Below are 23,487 nucleotides of genomic sequence, written 5' to 3'. Positions count from 1 at the left end.
CGGGTGTCTACGCTGGGTGGTGTTGTCGGGCAGTCGTGCCGCCGGAAAGAACCGGTGGCCTTACCAGCCGAGGAATCCCGTGAGTGACACCCCATTCGGATTCGGCCTTCCGCCGGAGGAGCCGGAGAACGGCGACGAGGGCAAGAAGAAGGACCAGCAGAGCGGTGGTGGGCAGGGACCGGCCAACCCGTTCGGTTTCGGGTCGCTGCCCGGCGCCGGAGGCCTGGGTGGCCCCGGTGCGGACAATCCGTTCGCTGCCATGTTCGGTTCGCTGAACCCCACCGACCTGGGCGCCGCCTTCCAGCAGCTGGGCCAGATGCTCTCCTACGAGGGCGGCCCGGTGAACTGGGACATGGCCAAGCAGATCGCCCGCCAGACGGTCGCCCAGGGCACCCAGGACGGCACCAAGGACGCGAGCGTCGGCCCCGCCGAGCGCAACGCCGTCCAGGAGGCCGTCCGCCTGGCCGACCTGTGGCTCGACGACGCCACGTCGCTGCCGTCCGGCGCCGGCTCCGCGGTGGCCTGGAGCCGCGCGGAGTGGGTCGAGGCGACCCTGCCCGCGTGGCAGGAACTCGTCGACCCGGTCGCCGAGCGGGTCGGCGCCGCCATGGGCGACGTCCTGCCGGAGGAGATGCAGGCCATGGCCGGCCCGCTGATCGGCATGATGCGCTCGATGGGCGGCGCCATGTTCGGCACGCAGATCGGGCAGGCCGTGGGCGTGCTCGCGGGCGAGGTGGTCGGTTCGACCGACATCGGCCTGCCGCTCGGACCGGCCGGGCGGGCCGCGCTGCTGCCGGTGAACATCGAGGCCTTCGGCAAGGACCTCGGCGTGCCGAAGGACGAGGTGCGGCTGTATCTCGCGCTGCGCGAGGCCGCCCACCAGCGCCTGTTCGCGCATGTGCCGTGGCTGCGCTCTCACCTGTTCGGCGCCGTCGACGGCTACGCGCGCGGGATCAAGGTGGACACGGCCAAGCTGGAGGACGTGGTCGGCCAGTTCGACCCGCAGAACCCCGAGCAGCTGCAGGACGCCCTCCAGCAGGGCATGTTCCAGCCGGAGGACACACCCGAGCAGAAGGCGGCCCTCGCCCGCCTGGAGACGGCCCTGGCGCTGGTCGAGGGCTGGGTGGACGCGGTCGTGCACGCGGCGGCGAAGCCCCGGCTGTCGTCGGCGGACGCGCTGCGCGAGACGCTGCGCCGCCGCCGCGCGTCGGGCGGCCCGGCCGAGCAGACGTTCGCCACGCTGATCGGCCTGGAGTTGCGCCCGCGCCGGCTGCGGGACGCCTCCCGCCTGTGGGCGTCCCTGACGGACGCGCGCGGCGTCGACGGCCGCGACGCCCTGTGGGCGCACCCCGACATGCTGCCGACGGCGCACGACCTGGACGATCCGGACGGCTTCGTCCACCGCGAGCAGCTGGACTTCTCCGAGCTGGACAAGATGCTCGGCGAGGCGGCCGGCGGCGCGAGCGGAAAGCCGGCCGACAAGCCGGACCCGGCCAAGAAGCAGGAGGACGACGCGGAGGGCGACGGCGCCGAGTGAGCCTCCACGACGACGCGGTCCTCGTGCTCAAGGAGTACGAGGACCAGCCCGAGCTGCGCCAGACCTATCTGGACCATTTGGCGGCCCATCCGGACGGCATGTGGAAGTCCTGCGTGGACGGGCACATCACGGCGAGCGCGCTGGTGATCGACCCCGAGCGGGAGCGCGTGCTGCTCACCCTGCACCGCAAGCTCCGCATGTGGCTGCAGATGGGCGGCCACTGCGAGCCCGCGGACGCGACGCTCGCGTCGGCGGCCCTGCGCGAGGGGACAGAGGAGTCCGGCATCCCGGGGCTCGCCCTGCTGCCCGGCGGCCCGGTGCGGCTGGACCGGCACCTGACGCCCTGCGCCTGGCACCTGGACGTGCAGTACGCGGCGCTCGCCCCCGTCGGCGCGGTGGAGGCGATCAGCGACGAGTCCCTCGACCTGCGCTGGTTTGCCTACGGGCAGGTCGCCGACGTCGCCGACGACTCGGTCGTACGGCTGCTGGAGGCCGCCCGCGCGAGGCTCGGCTGCTGAGGCGGACGCCCCCTCGGACGGCTCCGCCAGGACCGGCGAGGACGGATGCATGCAGGAAGAAGTAAGGGGCGGTCGCCATGTCGGCCGCCCCTTACCCGTTGCCCGCGCGCGACGTCAGCTGCGGCTGCCGCCCAGCGAGTTGCCGCTCAGCCCGCCCGAGCCCATGCCGAACTGCCCGAGCACGCCCGACGTGCGCAGATGCTGCGGCGGAAGCAGCTCGCTCGGCTGCACCAGGACATGGCCGGTGCCTCCGAAGTGCATCTCCCAGCCCTCGCCGGTGGAGCCCCGGCGCCGCCACACGGCAGAAGTGGACGTGGGGGCCTGGAGCTGGGTGCGCAGGGACGTCGACCAGGCGATGACCGCGTCCGCGTCGCAGCAGATGTTCTTCTCCGGCGTCACCTCCAGGACCAGCGGCTCGCCCGAGGTCATCAGAACGACCTGCCCGGACCCGGACAGCTCCAGGTTGTACTGCCCCGCCGAGGCCACCTCGACGGCGCTGTCGACGGCGACGATGCCGACGCCCAGCGACCCGTCGAAGGCCAGCACCGCCGAGGAGTCGACGGTGATGCCGCGGCCGACGTCCATGATGTGCAGGTACTGCGCGAAGTTGGCGAGGTACACGATCCCGTTGCCCTTGCAGCGCATCAGCTCCAAGTGCTCACCGGTCAGCCGTTCGACGTTGCGCCAGCTGCGGCTGCGGTACTGGCTGTCGAACTCGATCTGACCCTCGAAGGCGACCATCGCGCCCTGCCGGGCCAGGACCGGGCTGCCGCCCCGGGTCACGTCGGTCTTGAGCAGCTGCGGGTTCTGCAGTGTGTAGCGCTCGGTGGACTCCACCGGGATGTGCGCGAAGAGTGTGCTGTGCATGTGTGCTGGTCCTCTCAGCCCCGGTCAGCCACGGATCTTGAAGCGGTCGCCGGTGTCCTCGCTGGGCTGGACGACCACGAAGCCCTGTCCCTTGAAGCCGATCTGGAAGGCCTCGCCGCTGCCGCGCCCGATCAGGGCGCTCGCCTTGATGGTCCGCCGGGCCTTCATGTCGAGTCCGTCGGTCCAGGCGATCAGCGCGTCCGGGTCGACGTAGGTCTCCCGCTCGGCGCAGTCCAGCGAGATCGGCACGCCGCGGCAGACCAGGGCGACCCAGCCGGTGCCGCGGACGACGAGGTTGGTCAGGCCGGAGCCGGAGAGCTTGGCCAGGCCCTTGACGGGTTCGATGCTCAGCTGGAGCGAGGCGTCGCAGGCCAGCAGAGTGGGCCCGTTGACGGAGATGGCCTCGTTGTCGAGGTGGACGACGAGGATGTCGCCGCCGTAGTCGGCGAGGTACAGCTCGCCGTCGCCGCGGCACAGCATCAGCTTGCCGCCCTCGCCGGTGACCATCTCCTCCGCCGTGCGGCGCAGGCTGCCGGGCGGCGCCTCGAACTGCACGTACCCGTCGTAGGCGATCATCGAGCCGGCCTTGGCGTACAGGTCCTGGCCGCTGACCATGGTGACCTTGAGGGTCTTGGAGCTGTGCACGCTCATCCGGACGCCGGTGGCCGCGGAGCGCTGCGCGTGGAGTGTCTGGAGGTCCATGTGCTGCCTCACACCTCGAAGGGCTGGACGACGACGAAGTTGCCGGGCGCGCCGCGGAACTGGAGGTTGACGGCCTCCGAGCTGTGCCGGGCGTATCCGGAGCGGCGCAGCCGCAGCGAGGTCGTGGTGACGGCCTGCGCGCCCGCCGACCAGGCGATCACGGCATTGCCGTCCACGTAGGTCGCCGGTCCCACGGGCAGCACGACGGGCACGCCGCGCGTCTTGACGACGACCGCGCCGGTGCCCGAGAAGAGCATGCTGAACAGGCCGCCGCCGGGCAGGCCCGCGCCCTCGATGCGCCGGATCTCGGTGTCCAGGGCCTCGTCGAAGGCGAGCACCCCGCGCGCGCTGGTGTAGAGCTGGTCCCCCTGGAGGCGGATGACGAACAGCCGGCTGCCCTCGTCCGCGAGGAAGACCTCGCCGTCACCCGAACAGCGCATCAGGGACATGCCCTGGCCGGTGAGCTGGCCGGTGAGCTTGCCGAGCAGCCCGGAGCCCTTGTGGGCGAAGTCGATGTCGCCCTGGTAGGCGACCATGCTGCCCTGCTTGGCGAGGATGTTGGCGCCCTTGGTGAGGGTGGCCCGCACCAGCTGCGGGTTCTGCTCGGTCCAGCGGTCGCCCACGGGGGCCTCGGCGTACTTCGTGAGGACGACGCGCAGGCCCGCCTCCGGGGGTACGGGTGCGAGGCCCGTCCCGCCGCCGAAGGGCTGGCCCTGACCGGGGAAGGCCGGTGCGCCGGGCGGGGCGAACTGGCCGCCGGGGGGCGGCACGGAGCCCGGCGGCGGTACCGATCCGGGCGGAGGCACGGAGCCAGGGGGAGGCACGGAGCCGGGGGGTGTAAAGGGGCCACCCGAGGGCGGCGTCGCTCCGGGCGGCGTGAAGGGGGCGCCTTGGGGGGCGGGTGCCGCAGGAGGCGGGGTGGTTCCGGCGGGCGGGGTGGCCAGGGGCGCGGCGACCGTCGGGGCCGCGTACACGGAGGGCGACGGGGCGGCCGGGGGCGGTGCGAAGCCCGGCGCCGGCTGGGGCGCGGGGGCAGCAGGCGCGGGGGCGGCCGGGGGCGCGAAGGCGGGCGGCGCGAAACCGGGTGCGGCGCCGGCCTGCGGCTGCTGGGGCTGCGGCTCGGCGGGCTGCTCCTCGGCGACCTCGCCGCCGAAGTTCTTCAGCAGCGCCTCCAGCCCGCCGTCGAAGCCCTGCCCGACGGCGGCGAAACGCCACACGTCCTTGAGGTAGAAGTCGCCGAGCATCACCGCGCGCTCGGTGGAGAACTCCGAGCCGTCGAACGCGTACCGCGCGACTTCCTCGCCACCCGCCACGATGCGGATGCACCCGGGGTTGATCTGCGACATCCGACCGTCGCCGTCGATCGTCGCGGTGAACGACAGCTTCTGGATCTGCGGCGGGATCCGGTCGAGGGTGACCCGGAAGGACTCGGTGTCGCCCGCCTGCGGGCCGAGGAGCTGAATGGCTTCCTCGGGTGACTTCGGCTGGTTGAAGAAGACGAAGTACCGGTCGTCGGAGAGCCGTTCGTCGGCGTCCAGTCCGAAGCAACTGATGTCGAAGGTCAGTCCGGGGGCGGAGATCTGCACGCCTATGTACAGATCCGTGCCCGCGGTGAGGTCACTGATCCTGGCCTTGTGGCCGCGTTGGAAGTCCCTGGCCATGCGTTACGACCGTCCCCCATCCCGAGTGCGAGTGCGTCGCGTCAGGCTAACCGCAAACCTGGAGAACGGATGAAGTCGGTACAGACCCGGTACACAAGCCCCGTCACTCGGCGCGCGCGCCGGGCAGGTGGGGCAGCCGGTCGGCGGCGACGACCCCCTCCAGGTAGCCGCGGGCCCGCTCGGTGCGCGGATAGGCCTCCAGCAGCCGCCAGAAGCGGGGGCCGTGGCCCGGCACCAGCAGATGTGCCAGCTCGTGCAGGAGAACGTAGTCGACGACGTACTCGGGCATGCCCTGAAGCCGGTGCGAGAGCCGGATGCTGCCCTCGGCCGGGGTGCACGAGCCCCAGCGCGTGTTCTGGTTGGTGACCCAGCGAACCGAGGCCGGCCGGGCACGCCCGCCGAAGTACTGTGCCGACAGCCGCTCGGCTCGCTCCGCGAGTTCGGCGTCGCCGAGCACCCGCTTGCTCTCCTGGGCGGCCAGCTTGTCGAGCATGACGGTCACCCAGCGCTGTTCCTCGGCCTCGGACATCCGGGCCGGGATGAGCACGACGGTGCGATCGCCCTCGCGGTACGCGGAGACCGTCCGGCGGCGCCGGGCGCTCCTGCGCACCTCGATCGCGCTCGCCCCCGGGCCGCCCGGCGGCTGGCTCGTCGTGCTGCGCTGTGTCTTTCCGGCGCTGTGCAGTGGGTCGGCGGGCACGCCACGACGTTACCCGGTGCGCGGGCGGGAAGTCCCGGCTCCGAGTCGGTTCCGCCATGATCCCCCACCGACCGTTTGATTCGTACGACTGATCCTCACCGCCTGTGGACAACTTCCGACGCCCCGCAACCGGCCCGGGCATGCTGGAGTTCGCCGGCGCAACGCGAACGGGCAGGACCGACCCGGACATTTCGCAGCTCTCCGGCATCACCGCACGTTCACGATCCTCTCCGACCACGGCAATACGGGGGCCTGGCATGCATCCGATGGTGAAACCCGCGCTCCGGCGCGGCTGGCGCGACCTGAACACGGTGCAGTTCGGAATGACACCGGCGCACGCGATGACACTCGGCCCGATGGACACCGCCACGGGCAGCTTCCTCGACCTGCTCAACGGCACCCGCGGACTGCCCCTGCTGCGGGAGGAGGCCCGCAGCATGGACCTGCCCGACGGCCATGTCGACACCCTGGTGCGGCGACTGGCCAGGGCCGGACTCGTCGACGACGCCAGGGGCGGCGGACCGGAGGCGGACGCCCTGCGCGAGAAGCAGGCCGTCCTCGACCGGCTCGGCCCCGACCTCGCCACCCTCTCGGTCACCACCTCGGAGCCGGGCGACGCGATGGGACGCCTGGCCGCCCGCCGCTCCCTGCGGGTGCAGGTGCGCGGCGCCGGCCGGGTCGGCGCGACGGTGGCCGCCCTCCTGTCGGGCGCGGGCGTCGGCGAGGTGGACGTGCGCGACAGCGGCACCGTGGAGCCGTGGGACGTCTGCCCCGGCGGCCTGCCCGCCGAGTCCGTCGGTGAACGCCGGGACGCGGCGGCCCGGCGGGCGGTGCGCGCCGCCGCCCCCGACCGCCCGCCCCGCGGGCCCGACCGGACCGCGTCCCCGCCGACGGATCCCGGCTTCTCCCTGGTGATCCTCGCCCCGCGCGACGACGTCGCCGTGCACGCGCCCGCCCCGGAGACCGCGGAGTCCCTCGTCGCCTCGGGTACGCCGCATCTGTACGCCGGGGTCGTGGAGGCCACCGGCATCGTCGGCCCGCTGGTCCTGCCGGGCGAGACGGGCTGCGCCCGCTGTCTGCACGAGGACCGGACCGACCGGGACCCGGTCTGGCCACGTCTGGTCGCCCAGTGGCGCTCGGGCAGGCAGCGGTCCGTCCGCCCCTGCGACGTGACACTGGCCACCGTGGTCGCCGGCCTCACGGCCGCGCACGCGCTCACCTTCCTCGACGGCCGGTCGCCCTCCACCGCGGGCGCCCGCTGGGAGGTGTCGCTGCCCGCTCTGCAGTGGCATCCGCGGCCGGTCTGGCCGCATCCCGCATGTCCGTGCGGGGCGGCGGAGAGAGGAAAGGGGGAACAGGCCGTCGAGGAAGCGGACGCACACGCGACAATGGCGGTGGAACGGTCGCCGAACGAGTTATGCCGTACGGCAGGCGCGGCGCGGCCGGCTGGGACTTGGAGGGCGCATGTCTGATCTTCCCCGCAAGGCGGTCACCCGGACCGCCAAGCTCGCCGCGCTCCCGCTCGGGATCGCCGGGCGGGCCACCTGGGGCCTCGGCAAGCGGATCGTCGGCGAGTCGGCGGACATCGTCGGCCGCGAGTTGCAGCAGCGCACGGCGGAGCAGCTGTTCAAGGTGCTCGGCGAGCTCAAGGGCGGTGCGATGAAGTTCGGGCAGGCCCTGTCCGTCTTCGAGTCGGCGCTGCCCGAGGAGGTCGCCGGTCCCTACCGCGCGGCCCTGACCAAGCTCCAGGACGCGGCGCCGCCGATGCCGACGCGCACGGTGCACCAGGTCCTCGCCGAGCGGCTCGGCGAGGACTGGCGTGAGCTGTTCCTGGAGTTCGAGGAGAAGCCGGCCGCGGCGGCCTCGATCGGTCAGGTGCACCGGGCGGTGTGGCACGACGGCCGGGAGGTCGCGGTCAAGGTGCAGTACCCGGGAGCGGGCGAGGCCCTGCTTTCCGACCTGGGCCAACTCAGCCGCTTCGCCCGCCTGCTGGGCCCCCTGATCCCGGGGATGGACATCAAGCCCCTGATCTCGGAGCTGCGGGACCGCGTCTCCGAGGAACTGGACTACGGCCTGGAGGCCCAGGCCCAGCAGACCCACGCCGAGGAGTTCGCAGGCGATCCCGACGTCGTGGTGCCCGCCGTGGTCCACCAGTGCGACGAGGTGCTGGTGACCGAGTGGATCGACGGCATCCCGATGTCGGAGATCATCACGGACGGCACCCAGGAGCAGCGCGACCGGGCCGGTCAGCTCCTCGCCCGCTTCCTGTTCTCCGGCCCGGCCCGCACCGGCCTGCTGCACGCCGACCCGCATCCCGGCAACTTCCGTCTGCTGCCCGGCACCGCGGACGGCGAGGAGGAGTGGCGCCTCGGCGTCCTGGACTTCGGCACGGTCGACCGGTTGCCGGGCGGCCTGCCGACGCCGATCGGCGACTCCCTGCGGATGACCCTGGACGGCGACGCGGAGGCGGTCTACGACCTGCTGAGGGCTGAGGGCTTCGTCAAGGAGACCATAGAGCTGGACCCGGACGCCGTGCTCGACTATCTGCTGCCGATCATCGAACCGGCCCAGGCCGACGAGTTCACCTTCACCCGGGGCTGGATGCGCAGCCAGGCGGCCCGGGTGGCCGACCCTCGCTCCCCCGCCCACCAGCTCGGCAAGCAGCTCAACCTGCCGCCGGCGTATCTCCTGATCCATCGCGTGACCCTCAGCACCATCGGCGTCCTGTGCCAGCTGGGCGCGACGGTCCGCCTCCGCGACGAACTCGAGGCATGGCTGCCCGGCTTCGTGGCGGAGGACGAGGACGAGGACTACGCGGCCGGCCCCGGCGGTCTCGCCGAGGACGAGACGGCGGCGGAGGGGTGACACGCCGAACGCGGCGCGGGGGCCGGCCCGTTCGGACGGGCCGGCCCCCGCGGGGAGCCTTCGGTGTGAGGGCGTGAGCGTTACTGCATGACCGCGATGGCGAGCGCGCGCCGGGCGCGCCGTGAGGCGCGCTCGGCCCGGCGCTGCATCCGGCGGGCGGCCACCAGACTCACGGCCCGGCGCTCCTGCCGGGCGTCGTGCAGCCGGTCGTGCATATGCGCACGAGCCAGGGCTTCTTGGATGAGTTGCATCTCGCGGTTCCTGTTCTGACGCGAGTCGTTCGCGCCGGTGGTGATGACGTCTGAGGTCGCGGAGCCGGTGGGCTCATGGGTGGACGGCTTCATCGGGGCCTGCTTCTGGGGGTCGTGCGTGAGGGGGCTGTCGATCGTGCCTGCGGTGTTCATGCTGTGACCGGGTTCTTGCGCGGGCGGCCACGCGGCCGCTTCCGGGCGACGACGACACCCTGGACGAACAGCTCTCCGCCCCAGACGCCCCAGGGCTCACGCCGCTCCTTGGCGCCGGCGAGGCAGGCCTCCATCAGCGGGCAGGTGCGGCACAGGGACTTGGCGTACTCCACGTCCGCGGGCGACTCGGCGAAGAAGACCTCCGGGTCGTAGGAGCGGCAGGGGACGGGTACGCCGAGGTTCTCGATGGCGTCGTCGAGCGCGGTGAGCGCGGTGAGGGGGGTCAAGGCGGAGTCCTCCGTGAGGCCGGGCGGGGGGATCGTCTCGGAAGGCGGTACGGACGGGGCGTGCGCTTCGAGTTGCACGGGGTCGTCTTCCTCGTCTGGTCGTTCCGGTCGGGGTCGACCGGGTGGCGGCTGGTACCGGGTTCTTTTCTTGTCCCGAGGCCCCTTCGCTCTGCCGTCCCGTTCGGGACAAACAGAAGGGCCGCGGATCCCGGATGGGGTTCCGCGGCCCTGAAGGCGCCGGCCTGATCGCGTCAGGCTGGATCACTCCAGGGTTCTGGCCCACGGAAGGCCCACATCAGGTGGTGCTGCGTCGTCTGCTTCCGGAATCCGGCACCGGCCGCCGCAAAGGCATAGGCCTGGGCCTGTGCCACTACTGCCGCTTCCAGTGCCTTGGTCGGTCGCTCGTCGCGCTCGCGGACGGGAAGGCCCGCGAGAGCAACGGAGGACGCCGGACGGACGGCACGAATGCCGGACAGACCGGTGCCCGGGTTGGAGACGCCGAGCATGCACAGGGAGACGGTCGAGCGATCGGTCATTTTGGCCGCGCTGCTGAAGCTGGTGTTGATGCTGATCACTGGACTCGCCTCCTCTCGGCGTCTAGGGGGACCGGGGTGAAGCCGGTCCGACGGATATGCAAGTACAACACGGAGTCAGGGCCTCAGAGAAGGCCGCCGTCCCCGTGGCTAAGAACCTATGGGGATTGCCGGGGCATGCGCAAACTATTTTTTCGACGAGTTGGCATCAGTCGCCGCCTTCTTCCGCCCCGACCTCTTGGCCTGCGCAGATGGCCAGGACGTCGGCTCCGTAGCGGTTGAGCTTGCGCGCTCCGACGCCCGGGATACGGGCCAGTTCCCCCGCGTCGTCGGGGACGCTCTCGGCGATCGCCATGAGCGTCTTGTCGGTGAAGACGCAGAAGGCGGGCTGGCCGCTGCGCCGCGCCTGGACCGCGCGCCACTCGCGCAGCCGCTCGTAGACACCCTCGTCCATGTCGGAGGGGCAGTCCTCGCAGCGCATCAGCTTCATCTCGCCGGCGTCGGTGAGGGTGCGCCCGCAGACCCGGCAGCGCGCCGGGGTGCGCTGGGTCCGCCGCCGCGCACCCGCGCCCGTGCCGCCGCCGGCCCCGAGGACTCCTCCGTGGCCGCGCTCGATGCCTCCCGCGGCACCGGCCGTGCCGGTGCGGCCCGTGGCCGTCCCGGAGCCGGGACGCAGTCCGTCGAGGAAGCGGCTGGGGCGTCTGCTGGGGCGCCCGCCGGGCGAGCGGGACAGCGCCCAGGAGACATGGAGGTGCGAGCGGGCGCGGGTGACGCCGACGTAGAGGAGTCTGCGCTCCTCCTCGATCTGTTCGTCGGTCCTGGCGTAGGTGATCGGCATCATGCCCTCGGCGACCCCGACCAGGAAGACGGCGTCCCACTCCAGGCCCTTGGCGGAGTGCAGGGAGGCGAGGGTGACGCCCTGCACGGTCGGCGGGTGCTGGGCACTGGCCCGCTCGTCCAGTTCCGCGACGAGGTCGGCGAGGGTGGCGCCGGGCTGGGCCGCGGCGAAGTCCTCGGCGAGGCGGACGAGCGCGGCCAGGGACTCCCAGCGTTCGCGCACCGCACCGGAGCCGGCCGGGGGCGAGGTCGTCCATCCCTCTCCGGAGAGCACCGCGCGGACCTGGGAGGGCAGGTCGACTGCCTGCTCGAGGAGGGCGTCGTTGCCGCCGAAGCGGGCCGCCGCGCGCAGCGCGATGCCGGCCTTGCGCACCTCGGGGCGGTCGAAGAACCGCTCGGCGCCTCGCAACTGGTAGGGGATGCCGGCGTCGGCGAGGGCCTGTTCGTAGGTCTCGGACTGGGCGTTGGTGCGGAACAGGACGGCGATCCCCCCGGCCGGGAAGCCCGCGTCGAGGAGTTCGCGGATGCGGTGGGCGGCGCCTTCGGCCTCGGCGGGCTCGTCGGCGTACTCGGTGTAGACCGGCTCGGGGCCGGCGGGGCGCTGGGAGACCAGTTCCAGCCGGTGATCGGCGGCGCGGCCGCGGGCCTGGCCGAGGAGTCCGTTGGCGAGATGGACGATCTGCGGGGTGGAGCGGTAGTCGCGGACCAGCTTGACGACGGTGGCGCCGGGGTGGCGGACGCGGAAGTCGAGCAGGTGGTCGGGGGTCGCTCCGGTGAACGAGTAGATCGTCTGGCTGGCGTCGCCGACCACGCACAGGTTGTCCCGGTCGCCGAGCCAGAGCTCCAGCAGCCGCTGCTGCAGGGGGCTGACGTCCTGGTACTCGTCGACGACGAAGTGCTGGTACTGGGCGCGGACCTGCTCGGCGATGTCGTTGCGGTCCTGGAGGACGGCGACGGTCAGCAGCAGCACGTCCTCGAAGTCGATGACGCCGCGGTCCCGCTTGACGTCCTCGTAGGCGGAGTAGATCGCCACGATCTCCGCCGCGTCACGGGGCGTCTCACGGCGGGCCTTCGCCGCGGCGAGCGGGTAGTCGGCCGGAATGGTCTGGGTGACCTTGGACCACTCGATCTCCCCGGTGACGTCCCGCAGCTCTCCCCGGTCGAGACGGATGCGGCACGCGGCGGCCGCGTCGGCGACGAGCTGGATCTTGCGGTCGACCAGCCGGGGCATGGAGCCGCCGACGGCCTTCGGCCAGAAGTACTGGAGCTGGCGCAGTGCGGCGGAGTGGAAGGTGCGGGCCTGCACGCCGGTGGCGCCGAGCTGGCGCAGCCGGCCGCGCATCTCACCGGCGGCACGGTTGGTGAAGGTGACGGCGAGCACGCTGGAAGGCTGCAGGATTCCGGCGCGCACGCCATAGGCGATGCGGTGGGTGATCGCGCGGGTCTTGCCGGTGCCCGCGCCGGCCAGTACGCACACCGGGCCGTGCAGCGCGGTGGCGACCTCGCGCTGTTCGGGGTCGAGCCCTTCGAGCACCGCGTCGGCCGAGTCCGGTACGGGCGGGATGAGGGTGGTGTGCGTTGCTGCTGTCACACGGCCATGCTGCCAGGTCGCCCGGGACGGCTGAGCCCGTTGTCCACAGGGAGCCCCTCGCGGTCGTACTAATGCGACAGGAGTCACGCGGTCACCCTCGGGAATGGTGGTGCACTCCCGTATGTTGCAGGAGTCGACGACCCCGACCCGGGCACCGCGAAGGAGCGAGAAGACATGCTGGGGACTGTGACGATGTACAGCACCACCTGGTGCGGCTACTGCCGGCGGCTGAAGAGCCAGCTGGACCGCGAGGGCATCGCGTACACCGAGATCAACATCGAGCAGGACCCGGAGTCCGCCGCCTTCGTCGAGAAGGCCAACGGCGGGAACCAGACCGTTCCCACGGTGCAGGTGGTCCCCTCCGCGGGCGGAGACGCGGTCGTGATGACCAACCCGAGCCTCGCCCAGGTGAAGCAGGCCCTCGGCGTCTGATCCACCCCGCGCACGACGCGACGGCCCCGGCCGGCGACACCGCCGACCGGGGCCGTTGTCAGTGCCGGTGCCCAGGGTGTCCGCATGGACATGGACGATCCCCGGGAAGTGGGCGCCGCCTTCGGCGCCATGATGCTCGGCGGCACCGTGAGCGAGGGCCCGCCGCCTCCCGACTCACCGCTCGGCCGGGTGATGGCCTTCGCCGCGGAGTACGGCGAGGACGCGGTCCGGCCGGAGCACATCGCCGCCGCCGGGGAGGGCCGGCCGCTGCTGCCCTGACCGGCGGCGCCGGGCCGTCCCCGTCAGACGCCGCGCGTCGGCAGCGGCCTGCCGTACCAGAGCTCGATCAGCCGGGCCGCGATGGAGATGCCGTACGGGGGCAGCACCTCGCCGGACTCGAAGGCCGCGCCGAGTTCGTCGCGGGAGAACCAGCGGGCCTCGTGGATCTCGTCGCCGTCGACGTCGATGTCGGTGGAGGTGGCGCGGGCCATGAAGCCGAGCATCAGGCTTGACGGGAACGGCCAGGGCTGGCTGGCCACGTACTCGACGGAGCCGATCGTGACGCCGGCCTCCTCGTAGACCTCGCGGCGCACCGACTGCTCGACGGACTCGCCCGGTTCGACGAAGCCGGCGAGCGTGGAGAAGCGGCCCTCGGGCCAGTGGACCTGGCGGCCGAGCAGGATGCGGTCCTTCTCGTCGATCACGGCCATGATCACGGCGGGGTCGGTGCGCGGGTAGTGCTCGGCGCCGCACGCGGGGCAGCGGCGGATGTGCCCGGCCGCGGCGATGACGGTGCGTTCACCGCAGCGGGAGCAGAAGCGGTGGGTGCGCTGCCAGTTCTCCAGCCCCACCGCGTGCACCATCAGGCCCGCGTCGCGGGGGGAGAGCAGCAGTCCGGCCTCGCGCAGTCCGGCGGGGCGCGCGGACTGGTCGATACGGCCGGGCAGCGCGTCCTTCTGGAGGGCGAAGTAACTGACGCCGTCCTCGTCGATGCCGAGGAAGTAGCGGTGCGCCTCGGTGAGGGGGGCTTCGAAGGACGGGGTCATGACGAGTTCGGTGCGCCCGTCGGGCGTCTCGTCGATGAGGACCTGGCCGCCGGAAACCACGAAGCAGCGGGTCGTGGGGTGGCTCCACGCCGCCGCGAGCCAGGCCTCGTCGAGCCGGTGGTGCGCGGCACGGTCGATGCCGCTCGGGGCGGTGAGCGAGATGGGGCGGTCGGCGGTGTGGTCGGTCCAGGTGGTCACGGGTGCTTCCAACTCCCCCGGTGGAACGGTTGATTCGACGGCGGTTCGGAGGGACGAGGGCGTGAGGCGGCCGGAGCGGCCGGGGCCGGGCGGTTCGACGGGGTTCTTCCAGTGTGCCCCGGCCGGTAGGCCGCCCCGGACGGCGTGCGGCGGTCAGCTCCCACGACGCCAGTGCTCGGCGAGGTCGCCCCACAGGTACGCGGCGGCTTCCGCGCCCTTGAGGAGGAGGTCGACCTCCGCCTTCTCGTTGGGGGCGTGCCAGCCGTCGGAGGGAACGGAGACGCCGAGGAACAGGACGGGTGCGCCGAGGACCTCCTGGAGGTCGGCGGCGGGTCCGGAGCCGCCCTCGCGGGTGTAGCGGACGGGTTTTCCGAAGGCGCGGCCCATCGCGCGGGCCACCGACTGCAGGGCCGGGTGGTCCAGCGGGGTCAGGCAGGGCCGCGTGGCTGGGGAGAACTCGGTCTCGTACCGGATTCCGGCGGGCGCCCGGTCCGCGATCCAGGCCTCGACGGCCTTGCGGACGTGGTCGGGGTCCTGGCCGGCGACCAGCCGGAAGGACAGCTTCACCATCGCCGAGGAAGGAATGATCGTCTTGCTGCCGGGGCCCTGGTAGCCACCGCCGATGCCGTTGACCTCCGCCGTCGGGCGGGCCCACACCCGCTCCAGGGTGGTGTAGCCGGCCTCTCCGTGGGTGGCGCGGGACTGCGCGGTGCGCAGCCACCGCTCCTCGTCGAAGGGCAGTTCGGCGAAGAGTTCGCGCTCGCGGTCGGTGAGGTCGACGACGCCGTCGTAGAAGCCGGGGATCGCCACGCGCGCGTGCTCGTCGTGCAGGGCGGCGACGAGGCGCGCCGCGGCGGTCGCCGGGTTGGGGACGGCGCCGCCGAAGGAGCCGGAGTGGATGTCCTGGTCGGGGCCGTACAGGCGGATCTCGCAGTCGACCAGGCCGCGCATGCCGGTGCACACGGTGGGGGTGTCCTCGGACCACATGCCGGTGTCGGAGACGATCACGGCGTCGGCGGCGAGCCGGTCGGCCCGCTCCTCGACCAGCGCGCGGAAGTGCGGGGAGCTGGACTCCTCCTCGCCCTCGATCAGCAGCTTGAGGTGGACGGCGGGGGCGGTGCGGCCGGTCGCGGCGAGGTGGGCGCGGACGCCGAGGGTGTGGAAGAGGACCTGGCCCTTGTCGTCGGCGGCCCCGCGCGCGTAGAGGCGGTTCTCCCGGATCACCGGCTCGAAGGGGTCGCTGTCCCAGCCGTCCTCGCGGGCGGCGGGCTGGACGTCGTGGTGGCCGTAGACCAGGACGGTGGGCGCCTCGGGGTCGGCGGAGGGCCACTCGGCGTAGACGGCGGGGGCGCCCGGGGTCGACCAGACCTCGGCGACGGGGAACCCGGTCTCCCTGAGCTTTCCGGCGAGCCAGTCGGCGCTGCGCCGCACGTCGGGTGCGTGGTGGGGCTGGGCGGACACCGAGGGGATGCGCAGCCATGCGGCGAGGTCGTCGAGGAAGGCGGCGCGGTGCTGGTCGATGTACGCGCGGACGGCGCTGTCCGGGGTCTGGCTCATGGTCACGAGCCTATCGGCCCGCGGTGACCGCCCGGTCGTGCGATTCGTCACCGGGCGGCTCCTCGCCCAGCAGCAGCCGCTCCAATTCGGCTCGTCCGGGCAGCCCTTCGGGCCGGACGACCTCGCCGGTGCGCACGTACACGAACGCGGCCGTGACCGATTCCACGGGCACGCCCCGCTGCTCGGCCCAGGCGAGCCGGTACACGGCGAGCTGGAGGGGGTCGGCGTCGCGGGTGCGGCCGGTCTTCCAGTCGACGATCTCGTACGTGGTCCGCTCGCCGTCGACGTCCCGGTAGACGGCGTCGATACGGCCCCGTACGACGCGGCCCGCTACGGCGAGCTGGAACGGCGCCTCGACGCGGTAGGGCGTGCGGCGGGCGTACTCGGTGCGTTCGAAGGCGTCCTTGAGCGCTTCGAGATCCTGTTCGTCGGCGATCTCTGCGTCGCCGCCGGGCAGCTCGTCCGGTTCCAGCATGGGCAGGGTCAGCTCTTCGAAACGGGACTCCACCCAGGCGTGGAAGCGGGTGCCGCGGCGGGCGGCGGGCTGCGGCGGCCGGGGCATGGGGCGGGCCAGCTCCTGGGCGAAACCGTCCGGGTCGGCGGCGAGGGCGATCAGCTGGGAGGCGGTCAGCGACGCGGGCAGCGGGACCTCGGTGACGGACTGCCGGGCCCGCAGCAGCTCCCCGGTCAGGGCGTCGAGGTCGCGGTCCCAGGAGGCGACGGTGCGGGTCTCCTCCGGGCTGAGGCGTCCGGGGCGGTCCATGGCGTCGTGCGGGGCCGTGGCCTGGTGCGGGACGGCCGGGCCGGCTCGGTCCCAGGCATCCGGGCCGACCGGGTCGGGTGTGCCCTCCGGCTCGTCGTACGGGTCGTGGCCGTCGTCGTCCTCGGGACCGTGTCCGCCGCCGTCCTCCGGGAAGTCCTCGTCGTCGGGCGGCGGTGGCCAGTCGGGATCCTCGTACGCGCCGGGGTCGGGTACGGCGGCGCCGTGGCCGTCCTCGTGGGAGCCGAGGGCGTCGAGATGGGCGAGGACGGTCTCGGCGGCGGCGCGGCGGCGGGCCAGGGCGGCGTCGTCCAGGGGCAGCGGCCAGCGCTGCTCGGCGGTCGCCGCGTGCAGGGCGGGGTTGTCCGCGTCCTCGGCGGGCTCGTCGGCCCAGGCCTCGATCTCGCCGTGGCCGGCGACGCAGTGGTCGTACAGCGCCCGGAGGAAGTCGGAGGGCCCGCGCGGCTTCTTCTGGGTGGGGCCCCACCAGTGGCCGGAGCCGAGGAGCAGGGAGCGCGGGCGGGTGAAGGTGACGTAGCCGAGGCGGAGTTCCTCGGTGTGCTGGTGGTCCTTCATGGCCTCGTGGAACGCCTTCATGCCGCGCGAGTCCCACTCCTGGACGTCGGGGAGGGTGTCGGCGTCACCGCGCAGTTCGTGAGGCAGCACCTTGGCCTGCGCGGTCCACTTCTCGCGGCCCTGCCCGCTGGGGAAGGCGCCGGCGACCAGGCCGGGGACGGCGACGACGTCCCACTCCAGGCCCTTGGAGCGGTGGGCGGTGAGCACCTTGACGGTGTTCTCGCCGCCGGGCAGGGCGTTGTCGAGGCCCTTCTCGTACTGGGCGGCGGTGCGCAGGAAACCCAGGAAGGCGAGGAGGGAGGCCTCGTTCTCATTGGCGGCGAAGGAGGCGGCGATGTCGAGGAAGTTGGACAGGGTCTCGCGGCGCCGGGCGGCGAGGGCGTGCGGGGACGCCGACAGCTCCACCTCCAGGCCGGTGACGGCGAGGACGCGGTGCAGGACGTCCATGAGCGGGTCGGACAGGGAGCGGCGCAGGTCGCGCAGCTCGGCGGCGAGGCGGGCGAAGCGCACGCGCGCGTCCGGTGAGAAGGGCAGGCCGTCGTCGTCCCCGCCGCCCCCCAGCGGGGTCTCCAGGAAGGTGTCGAGGGCGTCGGCGAGGGAGATCACCTCGGCCGGGTCGACGCCCTCGACGGCCTGGGCGAGCCTGCGGTCGGGGTCGTCGTCGGCGCCGGTGCGCGCGTGGGACACCAGAAGCCGCGCGCGCCGGCCGAGGAGGGCGAGGTCGCGCGGGCCGATCCGCCAGCGGGGGCCGGTGAGCAGGCGGACCAGGGAGGCGTTGGCGCCGGGGTCCTGGAGGACCTCGCAGACGGCGACGAGGTCGGCGACCTCGGGCAGGTGCAGCAGCCCGGACAGGCCGACGACCTCGACGGGGACGTCGCGGGCGACGAGCGCGCCCTGGATCTCGGCGAAGTCGGTGGCCGTGCGGCACAGCACGGCGATCTCGCCGGGCGCCTTCCCGGTGCGCACCAGGTGGGCGATGGAGTCGGCGAGCCAGTCCATCTCCTCGGCGTGGGTGGGCAGCAGCGCGCAGCGGACCAGGCCGTCGCGTTCGGCGCCGGGGGCCGGGCGGAGGGCCTCCACGCCCGCGTGCATGGCGCGCAGGGGCTCGGCGAGGCGGTTGGCGAGGTCGAGGAGGCGGCCGCCGCTGCGGCGGTTCTCGCTGAGCGCCTGGCGGGTGGCGGGGCGGCCGTCTGCGTGGGCGAAGTGCTCGGGGAAGTCGTCGAGGTTGGCGACGGAGGCGCCGCGCCAGCCGTAGATGGCCTGGCAGGGGTCGCCGACCGCGGTCACGGGGTGGCCGGTGCCGCCGCCGAAGAGGCCGGCGAGCAGGACGCGCTGGGCGACGGAGGTGTCCTGGTACTCGTCCAGGAGGACGACGCGGAACTCCTCGCGCAGCAGGCGGCCGACCTCGGGCAGCCGGGCGAGCCGGGCGGCGAGGGCGATCTGGTCGCCGAAGTCGAGCAGGTCCCGCTCGCGCTTGGCGGCCCGGTAGCGCAGGACCAGCTCGGTCAGTTCCCGGCGGGCGGCGGCCGTCTCGGGGACCTTGCGCAGGTCGGCGTTGGTGAGCTTCGCGCTCTCCAGGGTGCGCAGCAGCCCGGCGTCCCAGGCGCGCAGGTCCTCCGGGCGTACGAGGTGTTCGGCGAGTTCGGAGTCGAGGGTCAGGAGGTCGCCGACCAGGTCGGGGAAGGAGCGGGTGAGCGCCGGGTAGGGGCCGGGGGCTTCGCGCAGGACGCGTGCGGCCAGCTGGTAGCGGGTGGCGTCGGCGAGGAGGCGGGACGTGGGCTCCAGGCCGATGCGCAGGCCGTGGTCGGTCAGCAGGCGGCCGGCGAAGGAGTGGTAGGTGGAGATCACCGGTTCGCCGGGGGGGTTGTCCGGATCGATGACGTCGGGGTCGGTGACGCCGGCCCGGACGAGGGCCTTGCGGACACGTTCGGCGAGTTCGCCCGCGGCCTTGTTGGTGAAGGTGAGGCCCAGCACCTGTTCGGGGGCGACCTGCCCGGTGCCGACCAGCCAGACCACGCGTGCCGCCATCACCGTGGTCTTGCCGGACCCGGCTCCGGCCACGATCACCTGCGGGGCGGGCGGCGCGGTGATGCAGGCCGTCTGCTCCGGGGTGAACGGGATGCCGAGGAGCTCCTTGAGCTGCTCGGGATCGGTGATGCGTGCGGACACCCGAGAGAGGCTAGCGGCGACCACTGACAGCGGGTGCCGGATCGCTCCCCGCGCCGGTGAAAGCGCAGGTGGGCGCGTGGGGTGCGACTGGTCACACGGGCGTCACTCGACCACGTGCCGGCCCTCGGGGCGGGCGCTGCAGGACGCGCGGAACGCGCAGTGCGTGCAGTGCTGGCCCGCCGTCGGGGTGAACCGTTCGTCCAGCACCTTGCCCGCCGCGGTGGCCAGCAGCTCGCCGGCCCACTCCCCCTCCAGCGGCTCCTGGGTCTGCACCTTGGGCAGGCTCTCGCCGCCGTCGCGCTTGGCGGCGCCCTGGCGCAGCTGCACGAGTTCGGCGCCGCCGGGCTCGGGGCGCACACCGTCGAAGACCTCGTCGACGGCGCCCTCGCGCACGGCGAGCTGGTAGACGGCCAGCTGCGGGTGGCGTGCCACGTCGGCGGCGCTGGGCGCCTGTTTGCCGGTCTTGAAGTCGACGACGTAGGCGCGTCCCTGGCCGTCCGCCTCGACGCGGTCCATGGAGCCGCGGATGCGCACCTCGTACTCGCCCGCGCCGAGGGTGACGTCGAATTCGTGTTCGCCGGCGACCGCCGTGCGTCCGCCACGGTCCGTGACGTGCCATTTCAGGAAGCGTTCGAGCGCCACGCGCGCGTGCTCCTTCTCCTGCGCCGACTTCCAGGGCGCGTCGAAGGCGAGCGCGTCCCACACCGAGTCGAGGCGCTCCATGAGCACGGCGAGGTCGGCCGGGGTGCGCCCGGAGGCGACCTCGTCGGCGAGGACGTGCACCACGTTGCCGAAGCCCTGGGCGGCCGTGGCGGGCGCGTCGGCCTTCACCTCGCGCCCGAGGAACCACTGCAGGGCGCAGGTGTTGGCGAGCTGGTCCAGGGCGCTGCCGGACAGGACGACGGGCTGGTCGCGGTCGCGCAGCGGCACCTTGGACTCGGTGGGTTCGAACATGCCCCACCACCGGTAGGGGTGCGCGGAGGGGACCAGCGGGCGGCCGTCCTCGTCGGACAGGGCGGCGAGCCGGGCCAGCCGGCGGGCCGCGGCCTGCCTGAGCGCCTCCGAGACGCGCGGGTCGACCGTGGTGGCGCGCAGTTCGGCGACGAGCGCGGCGACGGACAGCGGACGGCGCGGGCGGCCCGTGACGTCCCTGGGTTCGACGCCGAGTTCGGTCAGGAAGCGGGAGGGCTGGTCGCCGTCGTCGGCGGGCGCCTTCACAGCGGTGACGACGAGGCGCTCGCGCGCGCGGGTGGCGGCGACGTAGAAAAGGCGGCGTTCCTCGGCGAGCAGCGCCCCTGGGGTGAGCGGTTCGGCGAGCCCGTCGCGGCCGATGCGGTCGGCCTCCAGCAGGGAGCCGCGGCGGCGCAGGTCCGGCCACAGCCCCTCCTGCACGCCCGCCACCACGACCAGCCGCCATTCGAGGCCCTTGGCGCGGTGGGCGGTCATCAGCCGGACCGCGTCGGGGCGTACGGAGCGCCGCGTGAGGGTGTCGGCGGCGATGTCCTCGGCCGCCAGTTCCTCCAGGAAGTTCAGCGCGCCGCGGCCGCCGGTGCGTGCCTCCGCGCGGGCGGCGGTGGCGAACAGCGCGCACACGGCGTCCAGGTCGCGGTCGGCGTTGCGACCGGCCGCGCCGCCGCGCCGGGCGGCGCGTTCCAGACGCGCGGGCCAGGGCGTGCCCTCCCACAGGTCCCACAGAGCCTCCTCGGCGGTGCCGCCGCCCGCGAGGCGTTCACGGGCCTTGCGCAGCAGCGCGCCTAGCCGCTGGGCGCCGCGCGCGTACGCCGGGTCGTGCGCCACCAGGCGCTCGGGTTCGGCGAGCGCCCGCGCGAGCAGCGTGTCCGAGGGCGGGGGTACGGGGTTGCCCGCGGCGCGTTCCTCGTCCCGCAGGGCGCGCCCGAGCCGGCGCAGGTCGGCGGCGTCCATGCCGGCGAGGGGGGAGGTGAGCAGGGTGAGGGCGGTCTCGGTGTCGAGCCAGACGGACTCCGGTTCGCAACCCTCGGAGGTGTCTCGTTCGGGCCCGGGGGACGGGTCCTGTTCGGGCCCGGGGGACGGGTCCTGTTCGGGCTCATCGGACGGGTCACGTTCGGAACGCGCGCCGTCTTCGGGTCGCTCGCCGTCTTCGGGACCCGCGCCGTCACCGGGACCGCCTTCACCGGGACCGCCGTCACCGTCGGACCGCGGTCGCCGGCCCGCCTCCGCGGTGGCCACCGCGCGGAGCGCCGTCAGCAGCGGGGCGACCGCGGGTTCGTGGCGCAGCGGCAGGTCGTCTCCGTCGATGTCCAGGGGGACGCCGGCCGCGGTCAGGGCGCGGCGGACCGTCGGGATGGTGCGGGCGCCGGCCCGGACCAGGACCGCCATCTCGCTCCAGGGAACGCCGTCCTCCAGGTGGGCGCGACGGAGGATGTCGGCGACGTTGTCCAGTTCGGTGCCGGGCGTCGGGTACGTGTACGCCTCGACGCGTCCGCCGTCCCTGACCGGGTTCAGCTCCCGGTGGGCGCGCACCTTGTCGGCCGGCAGGCGGGTCAGCGGCATGCGCTGGGTCAGCAGCCGGGTGGCGGCCAGCAGGGCGGCGGAGGAGCGGCGGGAGGTGCGCAGGACCTCGACGGGGGCCGGGCGGCCGTCCGCGCGCGGGAAGGTCCGCGGGAAGTCGAGGATGCCGTTCACGTCGGCGCCGCGGAAGGCGTAGATCGACTGGTCGGGGTCGCCGAAGGCCACGAGGGTGCGGCCGTCGCCGGCGAGGGCGTGCAGCAGCCGTACCTGGGCGGGGTCGGTGTCCTGGTACTCGTCCACGTAGACGGCGTCGTACTGGGCGGTGAGGCGCGCGGCGACCTCGGGGCGGCGGGCGAGCAGGACCGCGCGGTGGACGAGTTCGGCGTAGTCGAGGACGCCCTGCAGGTCGAGGACGTCGAGGTACTCGGCGAGGAAGGCGGCGGCGGCGCGCCAGTCGGGGCGGCCGATGCGGCGGGCGAAGGCGTCCAGCGCGTCGGGGCCGAGGCCCAGCTCGCGGCTGCGGGCGAGCACCGCGCGGACCTCGTCGGCGAAGCCCCGGGTGGTCAGGCAGGCGCGCAGTTCGTCGGGCCAGCGCACGTGCGCGAGGCCGAGCCGTTCCAGGTCCGGCTCGCCCTCCAGCAGGGAACGCACGGTGACGTCCTGCTCGGGGCCGGACAGCAGCCGCAGCGGTTCGACGAACAGGTCGCTGTCCTGGTGGGCGCGGACGAGGGCGTAGCAGAACGAGTGGAAGGTGGTCGCACGGGGCGCGCGGGCCGCCCCTATGCGCAGGGCCATGCGGTCGCGCAGTGCGACGGCCGCCTTGCGGCTGAAGGTGACGACCAGGATGCGTTCGGGGTCGGCTCCGCGCTCGATCCGGGCCGCGACGGACTCCACGAGCGTGGTGGTCTTTCCGGTGCCGGGGCCCGCGAGGACGAGCAGTGGGCCGGCGCGGTGGTCAACCACGGCGCGCTGCGCGGCGTCCAGACGAGGGGGATCCACTTCCGCCGGCGGCGTTCGGACCAGCCGGTAAGCGCCACGGTTCCCCTGGCGCACCTGGGGGTGCGACAGGCGACGGGTGGAGGAAGAGGAGCTCACGTGGTTCGCCGGTCCTGGTGGGTTTGCTGGTCGGCCGACCGTCGCGTGCGGGCGGCGGTGGCGGGATGGTGAAGGGGGTCCGTGCGGCCGACGGTACGCCGACGGAGGGGTCGGAAGCGGAGCTTCCGGTTGTTCCCTCGCGGCTCACCGGACCCGCGCGTCCCTTGCCCCTCGAACGTACGTCATGCCGGGGGCGTGCCCTGTTTCCCCCGTACGGATCACGCGGTGCCCGCGCGGGCGTCCGATGGCGGAAGCTGTCAGGTGTGACCCTTCGCGCGTTCGCCGTCCCACCGCGCGCGTCTCATGTCGAGGCGCGGCAGGTGGCCGTCGGCGGCCCGGCCGGCCTCCTTCAGGGGCGTGCCCTCCGCGCGGTAGCGGCCGAGCGCCTCCAGCTCGTGCCCCGGGAGCAGGAGACCGTCCGCGCGGACGACCCGCCACCAGGGGACACCGCCGCCGTAGAGGGACATCACCCGGCCGACCTGACGCGGGCCGCCCTCGTCGAGCCACTCGGCGACGTCGCCGTACGTCATCACGCGTCCGGCCGGGATCATCTCCGCGACGTCGAGGACCCGCTCGGCGTACTCCGGCAGCTCGTCGGCGTACTCCGCGCGGGCGTCGTCAGGAAGGCTCTCCTCGCTCATTCGCCCCATACTGCCCCACCC

At 73.5% G+C, this 23,487-nt stretch carries 19 protein-coding genes; 6 read left to right on the top strand and 13 right to left on the bottom strand.

Going from position 1 to position 23,487, the window contains the following annotated elements; translation table 11 throughout:
* The first annotated feature begins 79 nt into the window (after positions 1–79).
* Together ABZY13_RS00655 and ABZY13_RS00650 are read left to right on the top strand one after the other, a co-directional pair.
* Positions 80–1,537, top strand: a complete 1,458-nt coding sequence (locus tag ABZY13_RS00655) for a zinc-dependent metalloprotease (protein WP_356626481.1) — start codon at positions 80–82, stop codon at positions 1,535–1,537.
* On the top strand, positions 1,534–2,055 hold the full coding sequence (locus ABZY13_RS00650) for an NUDIX hydrolase (RefSeq protein ID WP_356626480.1): 522 nt from the start codon (positions 1,534–1,536) through the stop codon (positions 2,053–2,055). The genes ABZY13_RS00655 and ABZY13_RS00650 overlap by 4 nt, the downstream gene beginning before the upstream one ends.
* 114 nt (positions 2,056–2,169) lie before the next feature.
* Here the strand turns inward: ABZY13_RS00650 and ABZY13_RS00645 are convergent, their stop codons facing one another.
* From ABZY13_RS00645 to ABZY13_RS00630, 4 genes are all read right to left on the bottom strand, one after another.
* A complete protein-coding gene (locus ABZY13_RS00645; protein WP_356626478.1) occupies positions 2,170–2,922 on the bottom strand; it encodes an AIM24 family protein in 753 nt (250 codons plus the stop codon).
* Positions 2,923–2,946: 24 nt separating this feature from the next.
* Entirely contained in the window at positions 2,947–3,624 is a 678-nt protein-coding gene (locus ABZY13_RS00640; RefSeq protein WP_356626476.1) for an AIM24 family protein, read from the bottom strand.
* An 8-nt stretch (positions 3,625–3,632) separates the two neighbouring features.
* A complete protein-coding gene (locus ABZY13_RS00635; protein ID WP_356626474.1) occupies positions 3,633–5,285 on the bottom strand; it encodes a TerD family protein in 1,653 nt (550 codons plus the stop codon).
* Positions 5,286–5,388: 103 nt separating this feature from the next.
* The gene (locus ABZY13_RS00630; protein WP_356626472.1) at positions 5,389–5,985 is read right to left on the bottom strand and encodes a M48 family metallopeptidase; all 597 of its coding nucleotides are present in this window, start codon (positions 5,983–5,985) and stop codon (positions 5,389–5,391) included.
* Between the two features lie 257 nt (positions 5,986–6,242).
* Between ABZY13_RS00630 and ABZY13_RS00625 the strand changes: the two genes are divergently transcribed.
* On the top strand, positions 6,243–7,457 hold the full coding sequence (locus tag ABZY13_RS00625; RefSeq protein ID WP_356626470.1) for a TOMM precursor leader peptide-binding protein: 1,215 nt from the start codon (positions 6,243–6,245) through the stop codon (positions 7,455–7,457).
* The gene (locus ABZY13_RS00620; protein WP_356626468.1) at positions 7,450–8,850 is read left to right on the top strand and encodes an AarF/ABC1/UbiB kinase family protein; all 1,401 of its coding nucleotides are present in this window, start codon (positions 7,450–7,452) and stop codon (positions 8,848–8,850) included. Before ABZY13_RS00625 ends, ABZY13_RS00620 begins: the two co-directional genes overlap by 8 nt.
* An 80-nt stretch (positions 8,851–8,930) precedes the next feature.
* On the opposite strand, the gene ABZY13_RS00615 is transcribed toward ABZY13_RS00620, so the two are convergent.
* From ABZY13_RS00615 to ABZY13_RS00600, 4 genes are all read right to left on the bottom strand, one after another.
* Positions 8,931–9,254 (bottom strand): hypothetical protein, encoded by a 324-nt coding sequence (locus ABZY13_RS00615; protein ID WP_356626467.1) that lies wholly within the window; start codon positions 9,252–9,254, stop codon positions 8,931–8,933.
* On the bottom strand, positions 9,251–9,619 hold the full coding sequence (locus ABZY13_RS00610; protein ID WP_030784068.1) for a WhiB family transcriptional regulator: 369 nt from the start codon (positions 9,617–9,619) through the stop codon (positions 9,251–9,253). The genes ABZY13_RS00615 and ABZY13_RS00610 overlap by 4 nt, the downstream gene beginning before the upstream one ends.
* Positions 9,620–9,792: 173 nt before the next feature.
* Positions 9,793–10,116, bottom strand: a complete 324-nt coding sequence (locus tag ABZY13_RS00605) for a hypothetical protein (protein WP_356626466.1) — start codon at positions 10,114–10,116, stop codon at positions 9,793–9,795.
* A gap of 166 nt (positions 10,117–10,282) precedes the next feature.
* Positions 10,283–12,502, bottom strand: a complete 2,220-nt coding sequence (locus ABZY13_RS00600) for an ATP-dependent DNA helicase UvrD2 (RefSeq protein WP_356626465.1) — start codon at positions 12,500–12,502, stop codon at positions 10,283–10,285.
* Between the two features lie 174 nt (positions 12,503–12,676).
* On the opposite strand from ABZY13_RS00600, the gene ABZY13_RS00595 reads away from it, so the two are divergent.
* Together ABZY13_RS00595 and ABZY13_RS00590 are read left to right on the top strand one after the other, a co-directional pair.
* The gene (locus ABZY13_RS00595; protein WP_356626463.1) at positions 12,677–12,934 is read left to right on the top strand and encodes a mycoredoxin; all 258 of its coding nucleotides are present in this window, start codon (positions 12,677–12,679) and stop codon (positions 12,932–12,934) included.
* Between the two features lie 84 nt (positions 12,935–13,018).
* Positions 13,019–13,213, top strand: a complete 195-nt coding sequence (locus tag ABZY13_RS00590) for a hypothetical protein (RefSeq protein WP_356626461.1) — start codon at positions 13,019–13,021, stop codon at positions 13,211–13,213.
* 23 nt (positions 13,214–13,236) lie between these two features.
* Here the strand turns inward: ABZY13_RS00590 and nudC are convergent, their stop codons facing one another.
* The 5 genes from nudC to ABZY13_RS00565 form a co-directional block, all read right to left on the bottom strand.
* Complete coding sequence (gene nudC, locus ABZY13_RS00585; protein WP_356626460.1) at positions 13,237–14,178, bottom strand: NAD(+) diphosphatase; 942 nt, start codon at positions 14,176–14,178, stop codon at positions 13,237–13,239.
* 153 nt (positions 14,179–14,331) lie between these two features.
* Complete coding sequence (locus ABZY13_RS00580) at positions 14,332–15,735, bottom strand: dipeptidase (protein WP_356626458.1); 1,404 nt, start codon at positions 15,733–15,735, stop codon at positions 14,332–14,334.
* 10 nt (positions 15,736–15,745) lie between these two features.
* Complete coding sequence (locus ABZY13_RS00575; protein ID WP_356626457.1) at positions 15,746–19,240, bottom strand: ATP-dependent DNA helicase; 3,495 nt, start codon at positions 19,238–19,240, stop codon at positions 15,746–15,748.
* A 102-nt stretch (positions 19,241–19,342) separates the two neighbouring features.
* Positions 19,343–22,825, bottom strand: coding sequence for a UvrD-helicase domain-containing protein (locus ABZY13_RS00570; protein WP_356626456.1), 3,483 nt, complete (start codon positions 22,823–22,825; stop codon positions 19,343–19,345).
* A gap of 257 nt (positions 22,826–23,082) precedes the next feature.
* A complete protein-coding gene (locus ABZY13_RS00565; protein ID WP_356626454.1) occupies positions 23,083–23,466 on the bottom strand; it encodes an MGMT family protein in 384 nt (127 codons plus the stop codon).
* Positions 23,467–23,487 lie beyond the last annotated feature (21 nt).

The organism is Streptomyces sp. NPDC006610 (assembly GCF_040611575.1).
Classification (GTDB): Bacteria; Actinomycetota; Actinomycetes; order Streptomycetales; family Streptomycetaceae; genus Streptomyces.
The sequence above is the reverse complement of the archived record's forward strand: the minus strand, read 5'-3'. Positions and strand labels throughout refer to the sequence as shown.

Excerpts from the sequence above, each read along its gene's own strand:
- ABZY13_RS00625 (WP_356626470.1), top strand. The coding sequence starts at position 6,243 with ATGCATCCGATGGTGAAACCCGCGCTCCGGCGCGGCTGGCGCGACCTG.
- ABZY13_RS00580 (WP_356626458.1), bottom strand. The coding sequence starts at position 15,735 with ATGAGCCAGACCCCGGACAGCGCCGTCCGCGCGTACATCGACCAGCAC.
- ABZY13_RS00590 (WP_356626461.1), top strand. The coding sequence starts at position 13,019 with ATGGACATGGACGATCCCCGGGAAGTGGGCGCCGCCTTCGGCGCCATG.
- ABZY13_RS00595 (WP_356626463.1), top strand. The coding sequence starts at position 12,677 with ATGCTGGGGACTGTGACGATGTACAGCACCACCTGGTGCGGCTACTGC.
- ABZY13_RS00615 (WP_356626467.1), bottom strand. The coding sequence starts at position 9,254 with ATGAACACCGCAGGCACGATCGACAGCCCCCTCACGCACGACCCCCAG.
- ABZY13_RS00640 (WP_356626476.1), bottom strand. The coding sequence starts at position 3,624 with ATGGACCTCCAGACACTCCACGCGCAGCGCTCCGCGGCCACCGGCGTC.
- ABZY13_RS00635 (WP_356626474.1), bottom strand. The coding sequence starts at position 5,285 with ATGGCCAGGGACTTCCAACGCGGCCACAAGGCCAGGATCAGTGACCTC.
- ABZY13_RS00565 (WP_356626454.1), bottom strand. The coding sequence starts at position 23,466 with ATGAGCGAGGAGAGCCTTCCTGACGACGCCCGCGCGGAGTACGCCGAC.
- ABZY13_RS00645 (WP_356626478.1), bottom strand. The coding sequence starts at position 2,922 with ATGCACAGCACACTCTTCGCGCACATCCCGGTGGAGTCCACCGAGCGC.
- ABZY13_RS00620 (WP_356626468.1), top strand. The coding sequence starts at position 7,450 with ATGTCTGATCTTCCCCGCAAGGCGGTCACCCGGACCGCCAAGCTCGCC.